Source organism: Acinetobacter rongchengensis (genome assembly GCF_003611475.1).
GTDB lineage: Bacteria > Pseudomonadota > Gammaproteobacteria > Pseudomonadales > Moraxellaceae > Acinetobacter > Acinetobacter rongchengensis.
In genome coordinates, this window is sequence record NZ_RAXT01000017.1 from 17,923 (window position 1) to 39,242 (window position 21,320).

Sequence of the window (21,320 nt, forward strand, 5' to 3'; positions counted from 1 at the left end):
CAAAATAAAGCCGTTCGATTCGGTCTACTGACAATGAGAATATAAAGATGAAAAAAACAATTTTAATCACTGGTGCAAATGCAGGAATTGGATTGACCACTGCTGAAGAATTTGTAAAAGAGGGTCACCATGTCATCTTAGCATGTCGCAATTTGGAAAAAGCTGAACAGGCTAAACAACATTTACAAAGCATTGGCACGGGTCAAGTTGATTTAGTACAACTCGATTTGAACAGCCTAGAAAAAGTCAGTCTTGCTGCAGATGAAGTTTTATCAAAATACTCACATATTGATGTATTGGTCAATAATGCAGGGCTGATTTCTCAGAACTTAGATATCACTGAAGATGGTTTCGAAAAACATTTTGGTGTCAATTTTTTAGGTCATTTTTTATGGACGCTCAAACTACTCCCTATTGTTAAAAAATCAGTTCAAGGCAGAATCATTCACCTGTCTTCAATTGGACATTGGGGTGGAAGCATTCAGCCTGAAAAATTCCTTGCAAAAAACAATAAGCATTACATTATGTTTCCAAGTTACGGTAGCAGTAAACTTCAGAATTTATTGTTTAGCAACCTTTTGGCGACACAACTTGAAGGCAGCAATGTCACCAGTAATGCGCTACATCCCGGTGCAGTAGATTCTGAGTTATATCGTCAATTACCGAAATTTCAATATGCCTTTGTTAGCTTGGTGCTCATTCCACCGTCAAAACCTGCAAACCTGATAAAGCGTATGGCTTTGGATGAGGATTGGGCGACTAAAAATGGTGAATATGCCAGTGTGCAAACCCCTGCTTGGGCTTCTAAAAAATCCAAAGACTTAAAACTCGCGCAATATCTTTATGATTTATCCTATGATTTAGTGAAAACTTATTTGTAATGTGTTATTTAATTTTTATATATTTTATACAAACATATAGGAATAAGAAATGATAACGCAGTCAAATGAATATAAGCCTGATGTACTAGGAACAGGATATGAGCAACTCACGCTCAATTTCCCAGATGATTATGATGGCAAAGTAGTTGCAACCTTAGTACGTAAAAAAGCCACCCAAACAACCCATAAAGCCGTTTTATATATACACGGCTTTATTGATTATTTTTTCCAAAAAGAAATGGCTGAACAATTTAACCAACACGGTTATGATTTTTATGCTCTTGATTTAAGAAAATATGGGCGTTCTCATCGACCACATCAAAAATATTACGATGTGCTCAATTTAAATGAATATGATGCTGAAATCACAGAAGCATTAAAGATCATTGGGCAGGAAGGTCATACGAATGTAGTTTTAGCAGGACATTCAACAGGCGGTTTAACCTCAACCTTATATGCTGCGCATCATCCAAACCATCCATTGATTAAAGCGCTTTGGTGTAATAGTCCATTTTATGACTTTAATATGCCAGCTTGGAAGAAAAAACTCGCCTTACCTAAATTAAGCGCTTTGGCTAAACATTTCCCAAAACTACAATTTCCGAGCGAACTGAATAAATGGTACGTGACCAGTTTGCATAAAGATCTAAAAGGTGAATGGGACTTTGATTTAGAATGGAAAAAGAAAACATATCCGAAAGTTTATTTAAGTTTTATTCGTAGCATTTATCAAGCACAAAAAGAAATTCATACAGGTGTGCAAGTCACTGTTCCCACACTGATTATGCACTCACATAAAACCACATATCCAAAGAAATTTAATCAAGATGCACAAAGCAGTGATGTCATTTTAGAAGTCAAAGATATGATCAAATACGGCAATAAAATACAAGGCGATGTGACGATAATACCCATTCAGAATGGACTACATGATTTAGTCTTATCAGCACCATCCGTACGTGCAGAGGTTTATCAAAAGCTATTCACATGGCTCGAACAGAAAAATATTTAAACACCGTCAAACTGATTTGAAATTGCGCATCATTGCTCATCTTTATATTTCATGAGCATTTGATGTGCTGGATGTCCCATCGGTGTCAACTCAATTAAACGCTCTACAGCATCAATCGCTTCTGGAAAATGAGCTAGATGTTTGAGTAAAGCATCTGTCTCATTGGCTTTAAAAATAGCCTCACTCAAACGTGACTCCAAACAGTCTCGCCATGCACATAAAAATGGGCTTTCAGTTTTTGCAAGGAAAACACCTTTACATAATTTCAAAGCAGATTCGGTATAACCTGAATCCAAAGCATTTTCAGCTTGTAAAAAATCAGCCTCTACATGCGCCAATAAACGATATGGACGAGAACCGAGCATTCCTCCTAAAATGTCTCTTAACTGCGACATTTCAGCCTTTAAAGTACCCACACTCACTTTACGCTCACCGTAAAGCGCTTGATGTAAATTTTCCAAATTCATCCCTTGAGGGCACAATGCAAGAATGGTCAAAATTTCAATTTGTCGTGGTGTTAATACCACAATCTTGCCATTAAACAATACCTGAGGCACTGCAAAAGCACGAATGAATAAGTGTTGCTGTTGGAACTCTAACAATGCAGACTGAATGATAGAAGCACAACGTTCAGCAGCCAAAAGTCCTAAACTATTATGGTGGTTCCATGTGGTTGAAAGATCAATAACGCCAAGGACTTGCTTGGAATAAGGATCGATAATCGGTGCTGCATAACACACCCAATCATGGATTGAAGACATATAATGTTCATTGGAAAATACACAACTGGATTGTTGCGTTTTAAGCGACAAGGCCAAAGCATTGGTGCCTACCAATTCTTCACGCCATTGCCCGCCTTCAACAAAATGTACCCGTTCAGCAGCATTGCGCATTTGCCCACTCGCTGCAGACCAAATAATGGTGCTACCTACATCCCCCACAGCTGCAACCATAGCGGATTGTTCTGCAATATGTTTTAACTCATCACTACAATGATCTAAAGCGATTTCCAACGCATTTTTTCTAGCTTGTTTTTGATTGGTTTGCTTTTGAATGAGCAATGGTGCTGCATCACGATCTTTCGGAATAGATGCTGAATTTGACCGTTGCCAAGAACTGGCAATACTTTGTCCAAGTTGATCTGCATGTTTTAAGGACAAACTACTACTTTGGCGTAATTGCTCAATCAGGTTCCGTTTCTGCGCTAACTCTTGTTGACTCAACATATGCGACATTCCTATGCAATTTGTCTAAAACTTCCTCTTATCCCTATCATTATTTTTTTGGGCCGTTCAATAGTTACACTATCACACTGAATAGATTGGTCGTCAACCAACCTCATACCAAAGCGCTATAACCGCAATAAAAATTAACAAAATCACTTAATTATTACGATAAAAGAAACACTTCCAAATATTAGATCATAGTACAAATAATGAGAGTTTATCTTCCAACCTTTCTCCTACCTTCGACTGAATAAGCTCAAATCATCATGTAAACAATGACTGTGTCATACATGCATCTTCACATACTGATCATGTTAAGGATCAAGTTAAAATAAAGGAATATTCTCATGCGTTATGTAGACCCAAATCAACCAGGTTCAAAAGTTCAATTCAAAGCACAATACGAAAACTTTATTGATGGAAAATGGGTAGCTCCTGTAAAAGGCGAATATTTTGATAATGTCTCTCCTGTCGATGGCAAAGTATTTACCAAAGTGCCACGTTCATCTGCAGAAGATATTGAGCTGGCTTTAGATGCTGCACACAAAGCCAAAGCAGCTTGGGGTAAAACCTCACCAACAGCTCGTTCAAATTTGCTGCTTAAAATTGCAGATCGTTTAGAGGAAAATTTAGAACTGCTTGCAGTTGCTGAAACTTGGGAAAATGGCAAACCGATTCGTGAGACTTTGGCCGCTGATATTCCATTGTGTATCGACCATTTCCGCTATTTCGCAGGTTGCTTACGTGCCCAAGAAGGTGGAATTTCTGAGATTGATGAAGATACGATTGCTTACCATTTCCACGAACCGCTTGGTGTAGTTGGCCAAATTATCCCATGGAACTTCCCTATTCTCATGGCAGCTTGGAAACTTGCACCTGCATTGGCAGCAGGAAACTGTATTGTTCTAAAACCTGCTGAACAAACACCTTCAAGTATCTTGGTTTTAGTTGAACTTATCCAAGACCTACTTCCAGCAGGCGTACTGAATATTGTTAATGGTTATGGTGTTGAAGTTGGTCGTCCTTTAGCAACCAACCCACGTATCGCTAAAATTGCATTTACTGGCTCAACTCAAGTGGGTCAGCTCATCATGCAATATGCAACTGAAAATATCATTCCTGTAACACTTGAACTGGGTGGTAAATCTCCAAATATCTTCTTTGAAGATGTTTTGGATAAAGAGGATGACTACCTCGATAAAGCACTTGAAGGTTTTGCAATGTTTGCACTAAACCAAGGTGAAGTATGTACCTGTCCATCTCGTGCATTGGTTCAAGAAAGTATTGCAGACAAATTCCTAGAAATGGCGGTTGAACGTGTAAAACGTATCAAAACAGGTCATCCATTAGACACCGACACCATGATTGGCGCTCAAGCTTCACAAGAGCAACAAGATAAGATTTTGGGTTGTATCGCGACAGGTCGTGCTGAAGGCGCTCAGATCTTAACAGGTGGTGGTGACCGTCAAGAAGTTGGACAAGGGTTCTACATCGAACCTACCATTTTCAAAGGCAACAACAGCATGAAGATTTTCCAAGAAGAAATCTTCGGACCTGTACTTTCAGTTGCAACATTTAAAGACTATGACGATGCGATTAAAATTGCCAACGACACTATGTATGGTTTAGGTGCAGGTGTATGGTCACGTTCAGCGCATACGTCATATCGTGCAGGTCGTGCGATTGAAGCAGGCCGTGTATGGACAAACTGCTACCATATTTACCCTGCACACGCTGCATTTGGTGGTTATAAGAAATCAGGTATTGGGCGTGAAAACCATAAAATGATGCTTGATCATTATCAACAAACTAAAAACTTACTGGTGAGTTATTCAACTAAGGCCATGGGTTTCTTCTAAGTTGTAACTGTTTCTTAATCTAAAAGCGAACTTCGGTTCGCTTTTTTTATTTAGGCTGAATCCATGAATATTACGATAGGCTTGTTGCATAAGCAGCGTTGTGAGAATCGTTCATTACTGAGAGAATAATAACAATAAAAATCAATATAAAAATATTTGCCAAATCCACAGGTAAAATGGTTTATCTTGTCTCTAATTGAGCGAGATATAAGACAAGACTAAAACACAGAGCCTGAACATGTTGCAAATTATCAATATTCTCTTTCCAGCTATTGCACTAATCGGCTTAGGTTTTTACTTATTTCAATCTCGTACATTAGAAGCAAACTTTTGGAATGGTGCAGAAAAGCTCAACTATTATGTGCTATTTCCATCATTACTGTTCAGTTCGTTGGCAACAGCCGACATGCATATTGCGCACATCGATACGATTTTGATGGTTATTTTTCTAGTGATGGCTTTGGTGATATGCAGTGTGTATTGCTTTGCTCAAATTAAAAAAACCGCTATTTCTCAGATTGGTGTTTATGTTCAAAGCTTAATTCGTTTTAACACCTATATTGGACTTTCTATTGCAACGACAATGAATAACCCAGAAATCAAAAGCATTTTGGTGAATATTCTGGCGATCACTATTCCATTTGTGAACGTTGTTTCAATCCTTTCTCTTACCCCAAAACATCAATTAAATATTAAACACATTTTAATTTCTTTAATTAAAAACCCATTAATCAGCTCTTGCCTAGTGGGTATTTTATTTAATGTTTTCAATATTCCACTTTGGCAAGGTTTGAGCAACTTATTGTCTGCGTTTTCAAATAGTAGCCTAATGCTTGGTTTACTCTGTGTAGGTACCGCCATTCAGTTCAATACAATTAAAACTTATTTTAAAACGTCTTTAATCATTAGTTTATTGCGAATAGTGGTTATTCCTTGTGTCGCCTTTATCTGCCTACAATGGTTTGAATTAGATTATTCCGCAGTGGTTGCGATAATGATTTTCTTTTCAATTCCCACAGCATCTTCGGCCTATATTCTAACCAAACTATTGAATGGTGATTATCAACTCATGGCTGCTGTCATCAGTTTGCAAACACTATTGTCAGTATTTAGCTTGGCATTGATGCTGACTTTGGTACAAATTTACTATACTTGATCAAAATGCCTCTAAACCTAAATTCATTTTCTTATTAATTTAACGTCAGTTCGGGATAAACTCTGATGTAAGTTATTGAAAAGATAGATTAGTCATAGCGGAGTCTTACCGTTTAAAGTCAGATGTAAGGATTAACCTTCGGTTAGACCTACTTTTCTTTCGGGATGAGTGGCACTGCCACGCAAGGGCAAAACCTGAGCTGTGATTAAAGCAGCGCAAGAGTCGCCAACTCGACAGATACCATCATGTATCTAATATCTTGCAAAAACAGTATATTGCAGATCTTGCGGAATATATTCCTCATGCCTCAAACAATGCGACTGACGTTTCCGTGTATCATATAGTTGGAAGTAAATCTTATTCCGAGCTCAGGTTAATTTATTCTATTTTAACGATTTTTAAGAAACTGATGATGGAATTTGATGAATGCTTTTAAACATTGACCGATGATTTAGCAATCATTTCACCATCATTTTTCTATTGATTTCACTTTCATGATTTATTCAGGGTTTTCATCTTTTGAAAGTTGCATTTCTAGAAAATGTAAATGATCGATTCCCCAAAAGATTTCATCATCCACAAACCAAGTTGGCGCACCAAACACACCTCGTTCAACTGCTTCCTCAGTCACTTGTTTCAGTTGTGCTTTCACTTGCTCATCTGCCAACCAAGCTTGGACTTGAGTAATCTCCAAACCCAGCCCTTGAACAACATTTGCCAATTCATTGATATCATTTAGATTACGTGGATTGCCAAACATGGCATCAAATAAACTATGAAGGATTTTTTGGAAATTTTCAGGCTGATAAATTTGTACAGCAGTAATAATCCGCATTAAATTCAAAGTATTGATTGGAAAGTACGGATTCATTTGAACAGGAATATTCCATAACTTTGACCAACGCCCCAAATCAATCATCGAATAACGTGCTTTGGCAGGCACAGCCATTGGACTATTGTTACCAGTTGCTTTAAAAATACCCCCAAGCAACATGGGCTTCCAGACTATTTCGGCTTGATATTGTTGAGCAATCTGCTGTATACGCTGAACCCCAACATAGCTGTATGGACTACCTAAATCAAAATAAAATTCGATTTGCTTCATATACTATTCTTCCTTAACTTTGATATGAATATAATTGAATACAGAATAATCATTAAACTTACTTATATATAGTAACTTACCATTTTTCAATCCATGGGCGTAAATCTAATTCATGTGTCCATGCATCTCGTGGCTGTTGTGAAAGATGCCAGTAATTTTCAGCAATATGTTCAGGGTTCAAAATGCCATCCTGCTCTTTCTTCGCATAGATTTCAGGAAATGAAGTTTTAATAAAATCAGTATCGATTGCACCGTCCACCACGACATGTGCAACATGAATATTCTGCGGTCCAAGCTCACGTGCCATACTCTGCGCTAAAGCACGTAACGCATGCTTTGCACCTGCAAAGGCCGAAAAATAAGCTGCACCACGCATACCCGCCGTTGCTCCAGTAAAAATGATCGTCCCATGTTGGCGTGTCACCATACGCTTTGCAACTTCTCGCCCAACGAGGAATGCGGAGAAACATGCCATTTCCCAAATTTTAAAATATTTTCGAGCGGTTTCTTCTAAAATACTACAAGGGACATTTGCACCAATATTGAAAACCAAAACATCAATTTCACCAATATTGGACTCAATTTCTTCAACCAGTTGCATCACTTGTTCTTCTTTACGAGCATCTGAAGCAAAACCATATGCAACACCGCCTGCCAGTTCGATTTCCTCAATTAAAGGTTGTAATTTTTCTGCATTACGGCGTGTCATGCAGGTGATATAACCGCCTTGAGCGAATCTTTTGGCAATTGCACCGCCTGTCGCATCTCCTGCGCCAATGACCAATGCGACTTTTGCTTTTTGTTGTTCAAATCCATTCATAAGCTTTCTCGACAGCGGACTTTTATATGATTATAAAATAACGATCGTTATCATAACGATTACTATGTTATAATTTTTAAAGATCGTCAAGATCATTTTTTGATGAAGCATTCCATTAAACATGTTGGGAATAGTCCGTTATGCGTTATAAATCAGGCTATAAAGAACAAAAACGCCAAGAGCTGTTAGACATTAGCGGACAATTGGCAAAGAAAAATGGTTTCAATGCCACAGGTGTGGATGGATTTATGAAAGCGGCAGGTGTCACCAGTGGTGCTTTTTATTCACATTTTTCGTCAAAAAATGATTTATTCAAAGCCTTGATTGAAAATGAACTACAACACAGTATTCAAATGTGGCAAGACAACCCTCATGACGAACCTTCACAATGGATTGATTTTGAATTGAATCGCTATTTGGCCTTATCGCATGTTGAACAACCAGACCGAGGTTGTGCATTACCATCACTTGCCTCGGAAATTGCACGGTCAGATGATGAGATTAAACAGGCTTACCAAAACGAACTAATTCGGGGTCAAAAAATCTTTTTAAAATATTTAGACAGTGAAGAAACAGCATGGGCTGTTATGTGTCAATTGGTGGGTACAATCTTAATGGCACGAAGTGTCACAGACACCGATCTAAAGAGAACTCTTTTAGAATCGTCTAAAAAATCGATTAAAGCATTGATCGCATATTCAGCCACTGAATAAAGCAATTGTATTTTAAATAGATTGGGTTTATTGATATTTCGTCTTGATCAATCAAGTTAAAATATCAATAACCCAAATCTGCTTTAGATTCATTTACAAGTTATAGCTTAAATGCAAGCTTATAACGCCCCATTACCTAGAACTAACCCTTCACGACGTGGATCTACCCCACCCGCATATTTTTTCTGATTATTCAAAGCAACTTGCATAATGGTTGAAACACCACTCGATTGTGCTGCCTGATTAACCACATGATTTTTAGCTTGTAATCCCGCCACCAGTTCACTCAAATTCAACGTGGTATTGGAACCATCCACATTGGTAATCAAACTATTTGTCGCGCCAAAGTTTACCAGTGATGTCGCTTGCTGAGCATCTAAATTCCAATCCAATATACCCACCAATGTTTTAACAACAAACTGGATAATCGTTCCGCCACCTGGTGAACCTGTTGCGACATAGAAATCTCCCGGCTGGGTTCCTTTAAATACAATCGTTGGAGCCATTGTACTTCTTGGTCGTTTATTGGCTTCTACTCGATTGGCAACCAAAGCACCTGTTGCATCAATCGGATTGGCTGAAAAATCAGTCAGTTGATTGGTCAATAAGAAACCATCCACCATGTGGAAAGAACCCATACTCGCTTCAACGGTTGAAGTAACAGATGCAACATTTCCATAGGCATCCACAATAGTAAATTGGGTTGTACCGTGCTCAAGTGTTTTATCGACCCCAACCGCACTACTAAAATCGCCAGCCGTTGCAACACCCATAGATTGATCTGGGTTAATTAATGCAGCTCTTTGTTTTAAATAATTTTTATCTAACAGACTTGGAATCCCTTTTGCAGGCAATGCTACAAAATCTGTATCAGCAACATATTTATCCCGATCTGCATAAGCTAATCGCTCTGCTTCTGAGACTAAATGCACGCCCATTACATGAGGAATTCCACCTTCATTGCTAATTTGTGAAGGTGGATATTGTGCTAAATCAAAATTTTCTAAAATACCCAACGTTTGCAATACAGCAATACCGCCAGAAGAAGGTGGTGGCATGGTACACACATAATAAGCACTGCGGTAAACCGAACAGATTGCTTCACGTTTTATAGGCTTATAATTTTTTAAATCATCCAAAGTCATCAAGCTTGGCGTGATTGGGGTTCGAGCACTGTCATCACCTACCGTTTGCCCTGCTTTTTGAATAATGTTTTGAGCAATCTGCCCTTGATAAAGCGCTTGAGCACCTTGGTCTGCAACCTTCTTCAAGGTTTCAGCATAAGCCACATTTTTTAATGTTTCCCCTACGTTATAAGCCGTTCCATCTGCTTTAAAATAGGTTTGAACTGCATTTTTATCTAATGCTAAATTCGCTTTATTTGCCGCAATTGCATTTGCTAAACGTCCTGGGACTTTAAAACCATTTGCAGCTAAATTGATTGCATTATCAAAAAGTTTATTCCAAGCCAATTTACCATGTTCAGTATGCGCCATATCCAACATTTTCATTGTTCCTGGTACGCCAATTGAACGCCCACTCCGACGCGCACTAGGAACTAGTGCCAAAGAATTTGCATTACTCTGATCTTGTCTAAGCAAATAATAATTTGTCGCAGCAGCGGGCGCAGTTTCACGACCATCATATGCCGTTACTTTCTTATTTTTTGCATCGTAATACATAAGAAATGCACTACCTGCGATCGTACTTGACTGTGGCTCAACCAATCCTAAAACAGCTTGAACAGCTATTGCCGCATCAATCGCGGAACCTCCAGCACGCAAAATATCACAACCTGCTTTGGTCGCAAGTGGTGTATTTGCCACAACCATGTACTTGTCTGAATATTTGACTTTTAATCCAGTTCGATAACCAGATGCAGGCTCTGGAAAGGCTGGATCTCCTACTTGATCTGAACCAACAACCACATTTGAACCATCATTTGCTGTTGCTAAACAACTATATGGGTTTGTATCTTTGATAAGATCACTTCGAACATGATCTGAATCATCGTCATCATTACAACCGTATAAACTTAAAATAATAGAGAAACAGCACACCGTTAACACACGTTTTTTTAACATTAGGTAGAACTCCATTCTTGATTTATTATCTACTCACCTATAATAAATTCAAATTATATTATTGAATTGCATAATAAAATTAATTATTTAAATTTAATAATTGATAAGTAGTTTTTATATAGTAGGTTTTCTTACAAATGAACTCCAATAAATTGTGGAAATATCAATTTATTTTTAATAATGTTATCTTGATATAAATACTATTGCTTGCACACCATTCAGACTGAGCTATGAATTCAAACTTCCCTAAAACTATTTATGCAATCCAACATCTTGCTTTTGAAGATCTTGGCTCACTTGAAGATTTATTTTATCAACTTGGCTTTCGGGTACGTTATTTCGAAGCAGGTATAGATGATTTAAAACAAGCGTTTGAGTATGAAGGTTTGACCATTATTTTAGGTGGTCCGATTGGTGTTTATGAAACGGATGACTATCCTTTTTTAATTGATGAAATTCGCTATTTAAAACAACGCTTAGAAAAAAACTTACCGACGATTGGCATTTGCCTTGGCGCGCAATTGATTGCACATGCTTTAGGTGCCAAAGTCTATGCAGGGCATGTAAAAGAAATTGGTTGGAGTGGTTTAGATATTCGTTATGTGAATAACAATATTTTAGCACCTTTAGCAGATACAGCCGTTTTACATTGGCATGGTGATACTTTTGATCTTCCTGAAAATGCAACTTTATTGGCAAGCTCAAAAATTTACTCTAACCAAGCCTTTCAAGTAGGGCAAAATATTCTGGCTTTACAATTTCATGTCGAAGTTGCAGAAGACAGTTTAGAAAAATGGTTAATTGGGCATACTTGTGAATTGCGTAAAGCCAATATCAGTATCTCTCATTTGCGTGAAGACAATAATAAATATGCTGAGGGTTTGACAGACAAGGCAGAGATTATTTTTAAAGAATACCTAAAGAATATTGGTTTAGTTTAACTTCTAATCTTCTGATTTTCTTATTCAATTTCAACAATAAAGCATCTAAATAGGTGCTTTATTGTTTGTGACTTTTATTTTGGTACAAATACATTAGTTTGAGAATAAACCACCTATAAAATATATATAATTAACATGAATAATCTCAAGAAAACTTTATTAATTAATATTTAAAAACAATAACATAAAATATATTTAGTATTAAAAATAATCAAATTAACACTTGCAGCTCATCTTAAATCATATAGACTTTAGTTTAATAAGAACCACAAACTTGCTATATGCTCATAAGGATTGCAGCATGTTAATGACTTTATTGATCGTAATTGTTTTGGTATTTTTTGTGATATGTGCATGGAGTGCATTCGAAATTTATCTTGAGAAACGAAAAAATCACAGCACTGTTTACAAACAAATTTCTCAAACTACAGATGAGAATCAATAATTTAATTAAAATTCAATCACAATGCTTAAAAAATATGCATATCAATGATCTTGCTTTCAAAGTGCTTGTAATTCAATTCTAATTTCGCTAGTATTCTTTCTCGAAAATACTTGAAACACCAGTATTTATAGGGCCTGTAGCTCAGTTGGTTAGAGCAGCGGACTCATAATCCGTTGGTCCCCAGTTCAAGTCTGGGTGGGCCCACCAAATTTAAAAACCCTCTAAGCCATGAGTCTAGAGGGTTTTTTCTTTATAAATTAGAAAATATTTATAATCTGCCAGTATAGCGATCAAATTTAAAACCTTATAAAACCTGTTGACCCATTTGTTCAAAATGATTGAAATTGACTTATTTCAATTTCACGCTGAATTAATGTATTCTAGAATTAACCAAAAAATATCAATTCCTCTAAAATCTCAGAAGCAGAAACAAATAACTTCTGTAAATGAATGATTATAATGAATGACATATACAGCTTAGGGCAGAAAGTGACTAATCAATCATGAGTCAAATACTCTTTATTTTGGGTTTCATCATGCTGCCTGCCGCTCCACTCTTTAGTCATTTATACTTTTATAAAAAACTCCAAAATTCAGAAAATGCCAAACTTATATATTATCTCAGTTTAATTCCTAGCATCATTGTTTTATGCGGCGCTGGGTATTTTTCACCCTCGCAAACACTGACCAAATCTGTAAAATGTGGTGTTGTTCAACAATACAAAACTTATAAAAGCAGAAAACAATCTACATTTGAACGCATTGCAATTGTGATGGATCAATCAGGATATATACGTTATTTTAATTTTGATCAATCCTTGGAGCGTGTACAACCCAATCAGCATATTTGTTTTGAACTCTATGATCGCTTTAAAAATAAAGGTTTAAGTGAATCACGTATTTTAAATATAAAAAAAGCACCCTGACGGGTGCAAAAGGTGAATGAAAGAAACAGACTCAACTACAATCCAATCTGTTTATAAAGTTTCCTGCATTTTGGCAATTTCTTGCTGTTTTAATAAATTACGTTGAATTTTGCCGCTTGAAGTTTTGGGTAAGCTTTCCACAAATTCAATTTCTTTAGGATAAGCATGTTTCGATAATCGAGAACGTACATAAGCCTGAAGTTTGTCACTTAACTGTTCAGATGCGATATGTTGTGGCTTCAGCACCACAAAGGCTTTCACAATTTCAGTACGCTCAGGATCAGGTTTACCGATCACCGCCGATTCTAAAACTTCAGTACATTCAAGTAAGGTACTTTCAACATCAAAAGGGCCAACGCGATAACCCGATGTGGTAATAACATCATCTGCGCGACCAATGAAATCCACGCCGCCCAAATTGTTCAATCGCACTGTATCTCCAGTTAAATAGTAGTTTCCTACAAATGACTTTCGATTGTTCCCACCATAGCCTTTAAACCATGTTAAAGGTGATTGTGAAAAATCGATGGCGAGTGTACCAATTTCACCACGCTCAACTTCTTGATTTTGATTATTTAACACAGCAAAACGATGCCCGGGATTGGCAAAACCAGCTGAACCAATTTTAATTGGGTGTTCTAAAGCATGATGATTACCAATCACCATACCCAGTTCAGTTTGCCCATATTGGTCATAAATATTGACATTCAAATCATGTTTAAACCAATGAATCACTTCAGGTGTTAATGGCTCTCCTGCACTACTCACAGCTCTTAAATGGCTTTTGATAGATGCATCAAACTTTTCTTTAAAGCCAAAGAACATACGAAATGCGGTTGGTGAACCCGTTAAATTATTCACCTTATATTTTTGGATGATCTGCAAAGCATGATCTACACTGAATGGACGTTCATCCATAATGATGCTATGCCCTAAGCCTAAAGGCCCAGTGATCCCGTAATATAAGCCATATGCCCAACCTGGATCTGCGAGATTCCAAAATGAATCTTCTTCACGCAAATCGACCGCATGACGCATATATTCTTTAAAAGCCAAAATGGCTTTTAGCGGTACAGGAACAGACTTTGCTAAGCCTGTCGTTCCAGAAGTAAACATCATTAAAAAGTCATCTTCAAAAGTCAGCATGACAGGTTGCGATTCTGCCGATTGCTTTTCAACTTCTTGCCAAAAATTTGCATCTGACTGTGCCGTTGTATCTACAGAATAGACCGTTAAAATATGTGGAATATCAATATTATTGAGTTTTATGCGTTGTTCTTCATTGGTTACGATCAATTGTGTCTTTGCCGTTTCAACACGATGTTCAATCGCTTTTGACTCAAAAGCTGTAAATAAGGGCTGGTAAATTGCACCGATACGCCATGTGGCTAAAATAGTAATGAGTAACTCAGGCGTTCGGGGCAATAGTCCTGCAACACAATCTCCTGTTTTTAAACCAATCGATTGAAAATAATTGGCTAATTTTGCTGATGCCTCAGCCAATTGTTCAAATGTCCATTGAGAAGACTCTCCATTTTTGCCTTCCCAAATTAATGCAATTTTATTTGAACCGATAAAACGTTCACAACATTCTACATAGGCGTTCACCGATTGCGGATTGCCTTGCAATTGTTGCTCAATTAACTTTTCATAATCAAAATCTTGATAGGCTTGTAGCAGTGTTTTCATGGCAATATCCTTGCATTTATTTTACAAATCATCTTGATTTGCGATTACATATTTCGCTTTTTGGCTTTTATTGAAAATGCTGATTCATTCAGCTTGTGTTGCATGAACTATAGATAACCATGTTTAGATTTTGCGCACAATTTCCAAAGACCTCAATTGTGTTGCGGTTTTTGAACACTCATGATGGGGTGTAAAAAAAGATCAGCCTGAGCTGATCTTTAGATTTTGATGCCTATATTTATGTCATGAAAATCTATCAGCTATGAATCACAGCTCTTGCAATCACTAAGCGCTGAATATCAGAAGCACCCTCATAAATCTGGCTGACGCGTACATCTCGATAAATACGTTCTACTGGAAAATCAGAAACATAACCATATCCACCATGAATTTGGATGGCATCTGAACATACTTTCTCTGCGATTTCCGAAGCAAAAAGTTTGGCCATTGAAGCTTCTTTGAGGCACGGTAAATTTGCATCTTTTAAACTTGCAGCATGGTAAATCAACTGTCGTGCCGCTTCGATCTGCGTTGCCATATCTGCCAAACGAAAGGCAACGGCCTGATGTTGTACCAATTCGACACCAAATGATTTACGTTGATTGGCATATTCAACCGCTGCATCTAAAGCTGCACGTGCCATACCAACACACTGCGAAGCAATACCGATACGTCCCGACTCAAGATTAGACAAGGCAATTTTGTAACCTTCACCTTCTTTACCGAGTAAATTTTCAGCTGGAATTCGACAATTTTCAAAGATAATCGTTGCTGTATCTGAACAATGTTGTCCCATCTTTTCTTCTACACGAGAAACAACATAACCCGCTGTATTCGTGGGTACAATAAAACACGAAATCCCTTTTTTACCTGCGGTTTTGTCTGTAATTGCAAAAACAATCGCAAGTTGAGCATGTTGCCCTGTGGTAATGAATTGCTTTGTACCATTAATGATCCATGAATCACCATCACGTTCTGCTTTACATAACAATGCACCTGCATCTGAACCGGCTTGTGGTTCAGTTAAGCAAAAACATCCTAGCCATTCACCTGTAGCAAGTTTGCTTAAATAATCTTGTTTATGCTGTTCTGTGCCATATTTTTGAATAATGCCGCAGGGTAATGAGTTCTGTACACTGACAATGGTTGAGATTGCGCCATCACCCGCTGCAATTTCCTCAATTGCAGCAACCAGTGAAATATAATCTAAACCCGCACCGCCCCATTGCTCATCAACGGTCATCCCTAAAGCACCCAACTCACCTAATTCTTTCAATTCTTGCGCAGGAAATCTTGAAGTTTTATCCCGCTCTGCTGCGGTGGGTTTTAATTTTTGCTGCGAATAATTTCGCATCATTTCTTGAACCATTTTTTGCTGTTCATTTAGAATCATTTGAGTGTCCTTCTCAAGCCATTAACATGCTGTAATATTTTCAAATAAGTGTCTAATCAAATTTTGGCAAAGCCTAGACAGCAATATTTGTAGATATTGCTAAAAAATAAAAAAATCTGATTAAATATCGACTATCTACTGATTCTCCCTACTTATTCTTAACAAAATATGAGCTAGATTTATCAAGAATCAAGGGAAAATGATCAATAGGAATTATTTAGCTTGCATACGAATCGCACCATCTAAACGGATGGTTTCGCCATTTAAATAACTGTTTTCACAAATATGTCCTACCAAATGAGCAAATTCTTCTGGTTTTGCTAAACGTGGTGGAAATGGCACCATTGCACCTAAAGCATCCTGTACTTTTTCTGGTAGACTTTTTAACATTGGCGTTTCCATGATCCCTGGTGCAATCGTTATCACCCGTATTGCATGTTGAGCCAATTCACGTGCCAAAGGTAAAGTCATCGCAACCACAGCACCTTTTGATGCTGCATAAGCTGCTTGTCCAATTTGACCATCAAAAGCCGCAACTGAAGCCGTATTCACGATAACGCCGCGATCCTCTTCACCTGCTTTTAATTCATAACGAGAAATCACATCTGCTGCATAACGCAACATATTAAATGTACCTGACACATTGATATCTAATACTTTTTTAAATGCATCCAGTGCATGGATCCCATTTTTACCCAAGACTTTTGCAGATGGCCCAATGCCTGCGCAGTTGATTAAACCATTTAATTGACCATATTCTTGTTCTACATTTTTAAAAAACTGCTCTACTGCAACCTCATCTGTTACATCTAATGCGACAAATTTAGATTTTTCACCTAAACGCTGCTGCATTTCTTCACCGAGTGCTTGATTCATATCAACCATGATCACATTTGCACCTTTTCCAACCAAATGTGTCGCAGTGGCAGCGCCAAGACCCGATGCACCACCTGTTACCACAAAAACTTTTCCTTCAATTTTCATTGTGTATCCCTATTCATTGTTTGAGTCACTATCGCTATGATTAAATAAAATTTATATAGACTTAAGATGCAGATTAAACCGAGTCATGCTTGAGTACAATTTCCAAAAGTTGCATCCTTTATGATGGATTTGGACAATTTTAAATTGCTTTGCCCAAAGCATTTCACAACATAATGGAATAGGATGTGAATAATCAACGATTCAGTGAGAATAAAGGTACCATTTCAATTGCACTGGTACATGAAGCTTTATCCAATGTAAAAGAAAAAGGCTTTGATCTTTATCAAATACTTTCCAAAGCCGAAATTCCACTTGAATTATTTTACTCATCGAAAGCACGAATTTCGGTTTCAGCTTACGCAAAATTGTGGACTGAAATCGCCAATCAAATGAATGATGAATTCTTTGGCATCGACTCACATCCAATGCGCCGTGGTAGCTATAAATTACTCTCGAAAATGGTGATGCATGCAGATACCTTGCACAATGCAGTTGAGCAAATCTTGCAATATTTAAATTTTATTTTAGATGATTTCCAAAGCAAACTTATTATCGATGAAAACTATGCATACATTGTCATTACAGATAAATTACAACCAAAGAGAATGTTTTGCTATGCAACCTATTTCATGCTGATTCATAGTCTTATGTGTTGGTTAGCAGATCAGCGTATTTTAATTAATAGTATCCAATTGAAATGCGCACAACCTATTGATGACCTAGATTATCGCGTACGTTTTTGCGAAAATATTCGTTATCAAACCGATCATCATTATCTCCAATTTGATGCAAATTATTTGAATATTGCGATAAAGCGTGACAAAAAATCTTGGTATACATTTATTCAAAATACACCAGAAAATTTATTAATCCGCTTTAAAAATCCTCATGCATTAAGCTCGATGATTCGCAAACAACTATTGTCTCTCGCTCCTACTGATTGGTATGAACTCAATGGATTGGCTCAGCAACTCAATATTTCAGAAGCGACGATTCAACGGCGCTTAAAAAGTGAAGGAATCAGTTACCAACAACTTAAGAATGATATTCGTCGCGATTTAGCGATTGAATTGCTGTGTAAAACAACACATAGCTTACAAGAGATTAGTGAACAATTAAATTTTCAAGAACCTAGTGCATTTCATCGAGCATTTAAAAAATGGACAGGTGTAAGTCCTGGGGCTTATCGTGAACTCAAAGTTATTTAAACGATCCAGTCATTTTCTTCGTTTTAATTAGCACACTGTTTTTATGTCAGTTTTATAAAAATTCATTTTTTATATCTTATCGATGATTACAGCCGATCTTAAAATGGTTGATTTTTATTCAAAATAGATGTAATTTTCACACAATTCAGAGCACCCTTTTGCTCATTTTGCTGTAACTCCTCCCCTTTAATCAGCCTTTAGGTCAATACTATGCTTAAGATGATTGATGTACTAGATCAAAACCTAGTTCAAAACTTTATCAACTCCCTTTCAACCCAAACAGAACACCTCGATGAACTCATCGAAGGGATCTTAAATACATCTAATCACGATTTTGACAATGTGATGAATCAATTTTTCACCACCAATAATGCGCAAGATATTGCTCAAGCACTTGATATCAATCAAGATCATTTACAAGCAATCCAAACAGGTTTTGCTATGCAGCAAGAATACATTGCTGATACTGCCAAAATCGTAGCACTTTGCCTTGCACTTGAAACCAACGCTTTAAAGCAAGTAGATATTGCAGATAGTTTAGAAGGCTATCCAGTTTAATTTAGCTTGCTTTATACCCTTATGTTTTACAAAAGAGCCTTGTGAATTCAACATTCACAAGGCTTTTTTTAATATGATCATGCTCAGAAGTTTAAATTAAGTTACATCCAACAACCTAAAGTCACACGGTCATTTCCACCATAATCTTTGACTGTTCTTACTTCTTTAAAACCAGCACCTTTAAAGATATTACGTACCGCTTCACCTTGATCATAGCCATGTTCAAGTACAATCCAACCCTGTGCAGCCAACCATTTTTTACCCTGCTGAATAATATGTTCAATATCTGCCAAACCTTGTTTGTCTGCAACCAAAGCTCTTTCAGGCTCAGAAGCTAAATTCAACATATGCTGATCTTTTGCATCAATATAAGGTGGGTTCGATACAATCACATCAAAATACTGACGATTCAATGCATCAAACCAACTACCCAAAAAGAATTTAACCTGAGTTAAATCATGCTTTTCTGCATTATGTAAAGCAACTTCTAAAGTCGGTTCATAAATATCTGTTGCAATCACAGACCAGTTCGGACGCTCACTCGCCAATGATAATGCGATGGCACCCGTACCAGTACCTAAGTCCACAACACGTGTATCCTCAGGTAAATCAAGGCGTAAAACTGTTTCAACAAGTACTTCTGTATCTGGGCGAGGCACTAAAGTATCTGTAGTCACAGTCAGATCTAATGTCCAAAAGGGTTGAGAGCCAGTGACATAAGCCAAAGGTTCCCCTGCTGCGATACGTGCCAAACCATTCACATATTCTTGCTCTTGCTCTGCTGTCAGTTCTTGTGCAGATTTGAGTGATAAATCAAAAGCATCAATTTTTAAAATATGCTCAAGTAACCAAGCATTTTCTTGACGCTCATAACTCTCAACTTCTCCACGTAAGGCCAAAGCCTGTGCAATATTCATTAACCACCATTTTGCTGTGCAAGTAATGCAAGCTGATCCGCTTGATATTCACGATGTAAACTATCTAACAACTCAGTTAAATCACCTTCCATCACAGCATCCAACTTATACAAAGTGAGGTTAATACGGTGATCTGTCATACGACCTTGTGGATAGTTATAAGTGCGGATACGCTCCGAACGGTCACCCGAACCCACCAAATCACGGCGCATTTCAGAGGTTGCAGCATCTGCGGCAGCACGTTTTGCATTTTCCAAACGAGAAGCCAATAAAGCCAGTGCCTTCGCTTTATTTTTATGTTGAGAACGTTCATCCTGACATTCAACCACAGTTCCAGTTGGAATATGGGTAATACGTACAGCAGAATCTGTTTTGTTAATATGCTGACCACCTGCACCCGATGCACGATAAGTATCAATACGTAAATCTGCTGGGTTAATCTCTACTGTGGTATCAACATCTACTTCAGGCAGAATAGCCACTGTACATGCCGAGGTATGAACACGACCTTGTGACTCTGTTGCAGGAACACGTTGTACACGATGTGCGCCACTTTCAAACTTTAAGCGGCCATAGACCCCTTCACCACTCACAAGGCAAATGATCTCCTTATAGCCACCATGTTCGCCTTCATTTTCAGACAAAACTTCAATACGCCAGCCTTGAGACTCCGCATATTTGCTATACATACGGTATAAATCACCTGAGAAAATGGCAGCCTCATCCCCACCTGTTCCTGCACGAACTTCCAAATACGCCGAATTGGCATCATTCGGATCTTTAGGAATCATGAGAATATTCAACTCAGCTTCGAGTCGTTCAATTAAATCTTTATTTTCTTTAATCTCTTCGACTGCCATTTCCTTAAAATCAGGATCTGACAACATCGCTTCGGCAGTTTCAATATCATCTTCAGCTTGTTTATACTTTTTCCAAACATCCGTAATTTCAGTTAAATCATTATGTTCACGTGACAAATTACGAAAACGCTTATTGTCTGAAATCACTTCGACATCTGCCAATAATGCTTCTAACTCTTCATGTCGATCACAAAGTTGATCTAATCGTAAACGTAACGATTCTTTCATTTTAAATACATTCTCAATCTAAGCCTTAGCGATAGCTATCTATATACACCCGATATAAACACTGATCTGCCAAGAAAATTCTATAATTGCGCATAGTTTACCGATTCTGCCCTTTAAATACAGCAACTATTACAACAAGGCACTGCATTTAACGGCGTCAAGCCATTTTTAAATTGGAAATGAAGAATACTTTCTCCATGATTGATTCTTTTTAGTGAAAATCTGCACGTTTAAGCGTCAATTTTAATAGAAAACCTACATTCAGATACTAAACACTATCAATTTATGAATACATCTCCATTTTTCAAAAAAATA

Annotated in this window: 18 protein-coding genes and 1 tRNA gene; 10 read left to right on the plus strand and 9 right to left on the minus strand. The window is 37.4% G+C overall.

The annotated features are described in order from the left end of the window. Positions 1-47: 47 nt before the first annotated feature. Entirely contained in the window at positions 48-881 is an 834-nt protein-coding gene (locus D7V20_RS09855; protein WP_120384121.1) for an SDR family NAD(P)-dependent oxidoreductase, read from the plus strand. 49 nt (positions 882-930) lie between these two features. Beyond that, positions 931-1,893 carry an alpha/beta hydrolase gene (locus D7V20_RS09860; protein ID WP_120384122.1) on the plus strand — a complete coding sequence of 321 codons (963 nt, stop codon included), beginning with the start codon at positions 931-933 and terminating at the stop codon, positions 1,891-1,893. Positions 1,894-1,922: 29 nt separating this feature from the next. Here the strand turns inward: D7V20_RS09860 and D7V20_RS09865 are convergent, their stop codons facing one another. Continuing rightward, on the minus strand, positions 1,923-3,119 hold the full coding sequence (locus D7V20_RS09865) for a sigma-54-dependent transcriptional regulator family protein (RefSeq protein ID WP_120384123.1): 1,197 nt from the start codon (positions 3,117-3,119) through the stop codon (positions 1,923-1,925). 347 nt (positions 3,120-3,466) lie between these two features. Here D7V20_RS09865 and exaC point away from each other — a divergent pair, with 347 nt between their 5' ends. After that, positions 3,467-4,978, plus strand: a complete 1,512-nt coding sequence (gene exaC, locus D7V20_RS09870; protein WP_120384124.1) for an acetaldehyde dehydrogenase ExaC — start codon at positions 3,467-3,469, stop codon at positions 4,976-4,978. Between the two features lie 238 nt (positions 4,979-5,216). Further along, a complete protein-coding gene (locus D7V20_RS09875) occupies positions 5,217-6,134 on the plus strand; it encodes an AEC family transporter (RefSeq protein WP_120384125.1) in 918 nt (305 codons plus the stop codon). 499 nt (positions 6,135-6,633) lie between these two features. Here the strand turns inward: D7V20_RS09875 and D7V20_RS09880 are convergent, their stop codons facing one another. Further along, positions 6,634-7,239, minus strand: coding sequence for a 2-hydroxychromene-2-carboxylate isomerase (locus D7V20_RS09880; RefSeq protein WP_120384126.1), 606 nt, complete (start codon positions 7,237-7,239; stop codon positions 6,634-6,636). Between the two features lie 76 nt (positions 7,240-7,315). Further along, positions 7,316-8,059, minus strand: coding sequence for an SDR family oxidoreductase (locus D7V20_RS09885; protein WP_120384127.1), 744 nt, complete (start codon positions 8,057-8,059; stop codon positions 7,316-7,318). 140 nt (positions 8,060-8,199) lie between these two features. On the opposite strand from D7V20_RS09885, the gene D7V20_RS09890 reads away from it, so the two are divergent. Then, positions 8,200-8,772: a TetR/AcrR family transcriptional regulator gene (locus D7V20_RS09890; RefSeq protein ID WP_120384128.1), complete on the plus strand. Its 573-nt coding sequence runs from the start codon at positions 8,200-8,202 to the stop codon at positions 8,770-8,772. A 119-nt stretch (positions 8,773-8,891) separates the two neighbouring features. Here the strand turns inward: D7V20_RS09890 and D7V20_RS09895 are convergent, their stop codons facing one another. Then, positions 8,892-10,856 (minus strand): gamma-glutamyltransferase family protein, encoded by a 1,965-nt coding sequence (locus tag D7V20_RS09895; protein WP_120384129.1) that lies wholly within the window; start codon positions 10,854-10,856, stop codon positions 8,892-8,894. Between the two features lie 230 nt (positions 10,857-11,086). Between D7V20_RS09895 and D7V20_RS09900 the strand changes: the two genes are divergently transcribed. The 3 genes from D7V20_RS09900 (at position 11,087) to D7V20_RS09910 (ending at position 13,168) form a co-directional block, all read left to right on the plus strand. Then, the gene (locus D7V20_RS09900) at positions 11,087-11,797 is read left to right on the plus strand and encodes a glutamine amidotransferase (protein WP_120384130.1); all 711 of its coding nucleotides are present in this window, start codon (positions 11,087-11,089) and stop codon (positions 11,795-11,797) included. A gap of 575 nt (positions 11,798-12,372) precedes the next feature. Then, positions 12,373-12,449, plus strand: a tRNA-Ile gene (locus D7V20_RS09905). A gap of 296 nt (positions 12,450-12,745) precedes the next feature. Further along, positions 12,746-13,168, plus strand: coding sequence for a hypothetical protein (locus D7V20_RS09910; protein ID WP_120384131.1), 423 nt, complete (start codon positions 12,746-12,748; stop codon positions 13,166-13,168). A gap of 51 nt (positions 13,169-13,219) precedes the next feature. Here D7V20_RS09910 and D7V20_RS09915 read toward each other — a convergent pair whose 3' ends face one another. From D7V20_RS09915 to D7V20_RS09925, 3 genes are all read right to left on the minus strand, one after another. Next, on the minus strand, positions 13,220-14,857 hold the full coding sequence (locus D7V20_RS09915; protein ID WP_120384132.1) for an AMP-binding protein: 1,638 nt from the start codon (positions 14,855-14,857) through the stop codon (positions 13,220-13,222). Between the two features lie 256 nt (positions 14,858-15,113). Further along, complete coding sequence (locus tag D7V20_RS09920; protein ID WP_120384133.1) at positions 15,114-16,250, minus strand: acyl-CoA dehydrogenase family protein; 1,137 nt, start codon at positions 16,248-16,250, stop codon at positions 15,114-15,116. Between the two features lie 213 nt (positions 16,251-16,463). After that, the gene (locus tag D7V20_RS09925; RefSeq protein ID WP_120384134.1) at positions 16,464-17,234 is read right to left on the minus strand and encodes a 3-hydroxyacyl-CoA dehydrogenase; all 771 of its coding nucleotides are present in this window, start codon (positions 17,232-17,234) and stop codon (positions 16,464-16,466) included. A gap of 185 nt (positions 17,235-17,419) precedes the next feature. On the opposite strand from D7V20_RS09925, the gene D7V20_RS09930 reads away from it, so the two are divergent. Together D7V20_RS09930 and D7V20_RS09935 are read left to right on the plus strand one after the other, a co-directional pair. Further along, positions 17,420-18,442: a helix-turn-helix domain-containing protein gene (locus D7V20_RS09930; RefSeq protein WP_120384135.1), complete on the plus strand. Its 1,023-nt coding sequence runs from the start codon at positions 17,420-17,422 to the stop codon at positions 18,440-18,442. A gap of 210 nt (positions 18,443-18,652) precedes the next feature. Then, entirely contained in the window at positions 18,653-19,000 is a 348-nt protein-coding gene (locus D7V20_RS09935) for a hypothetical protein (protein WP_120384136.1), read from the plus strand. 101 nt (positions 19,001-19,101) lie between these two features. Here D7V20_RS09935 and prmC read toward each other — a convergent pair whose 3' ends face one another. Then, a complete protein-coding gene (gene prmC, locus D7V20_RS09940; protein ID WP_120384137.1) occupies positions 19,102-19,917 on the minus strand; it encodes a peptide chain release factor N(5)-glutamine methyltransferase in 816 nt (271 codons plus the stop codon). Continuing rightward, complete coding sequence (gene prfA / locus D7V20_RS09945; RefSeq protein ID WP_120384138.1) at positions 19,917-21,005, minus strand: peptide chain release factor 1; 1,089 nt, start codon at positions 21,003-21,005, stop codon at positions 19,917-19,919. Before prfA ends, prmC begins: the two co-directional genes overlap by 1 nt. Positions 21,006-21,320 lie beyond the last annotated feature (315 nt).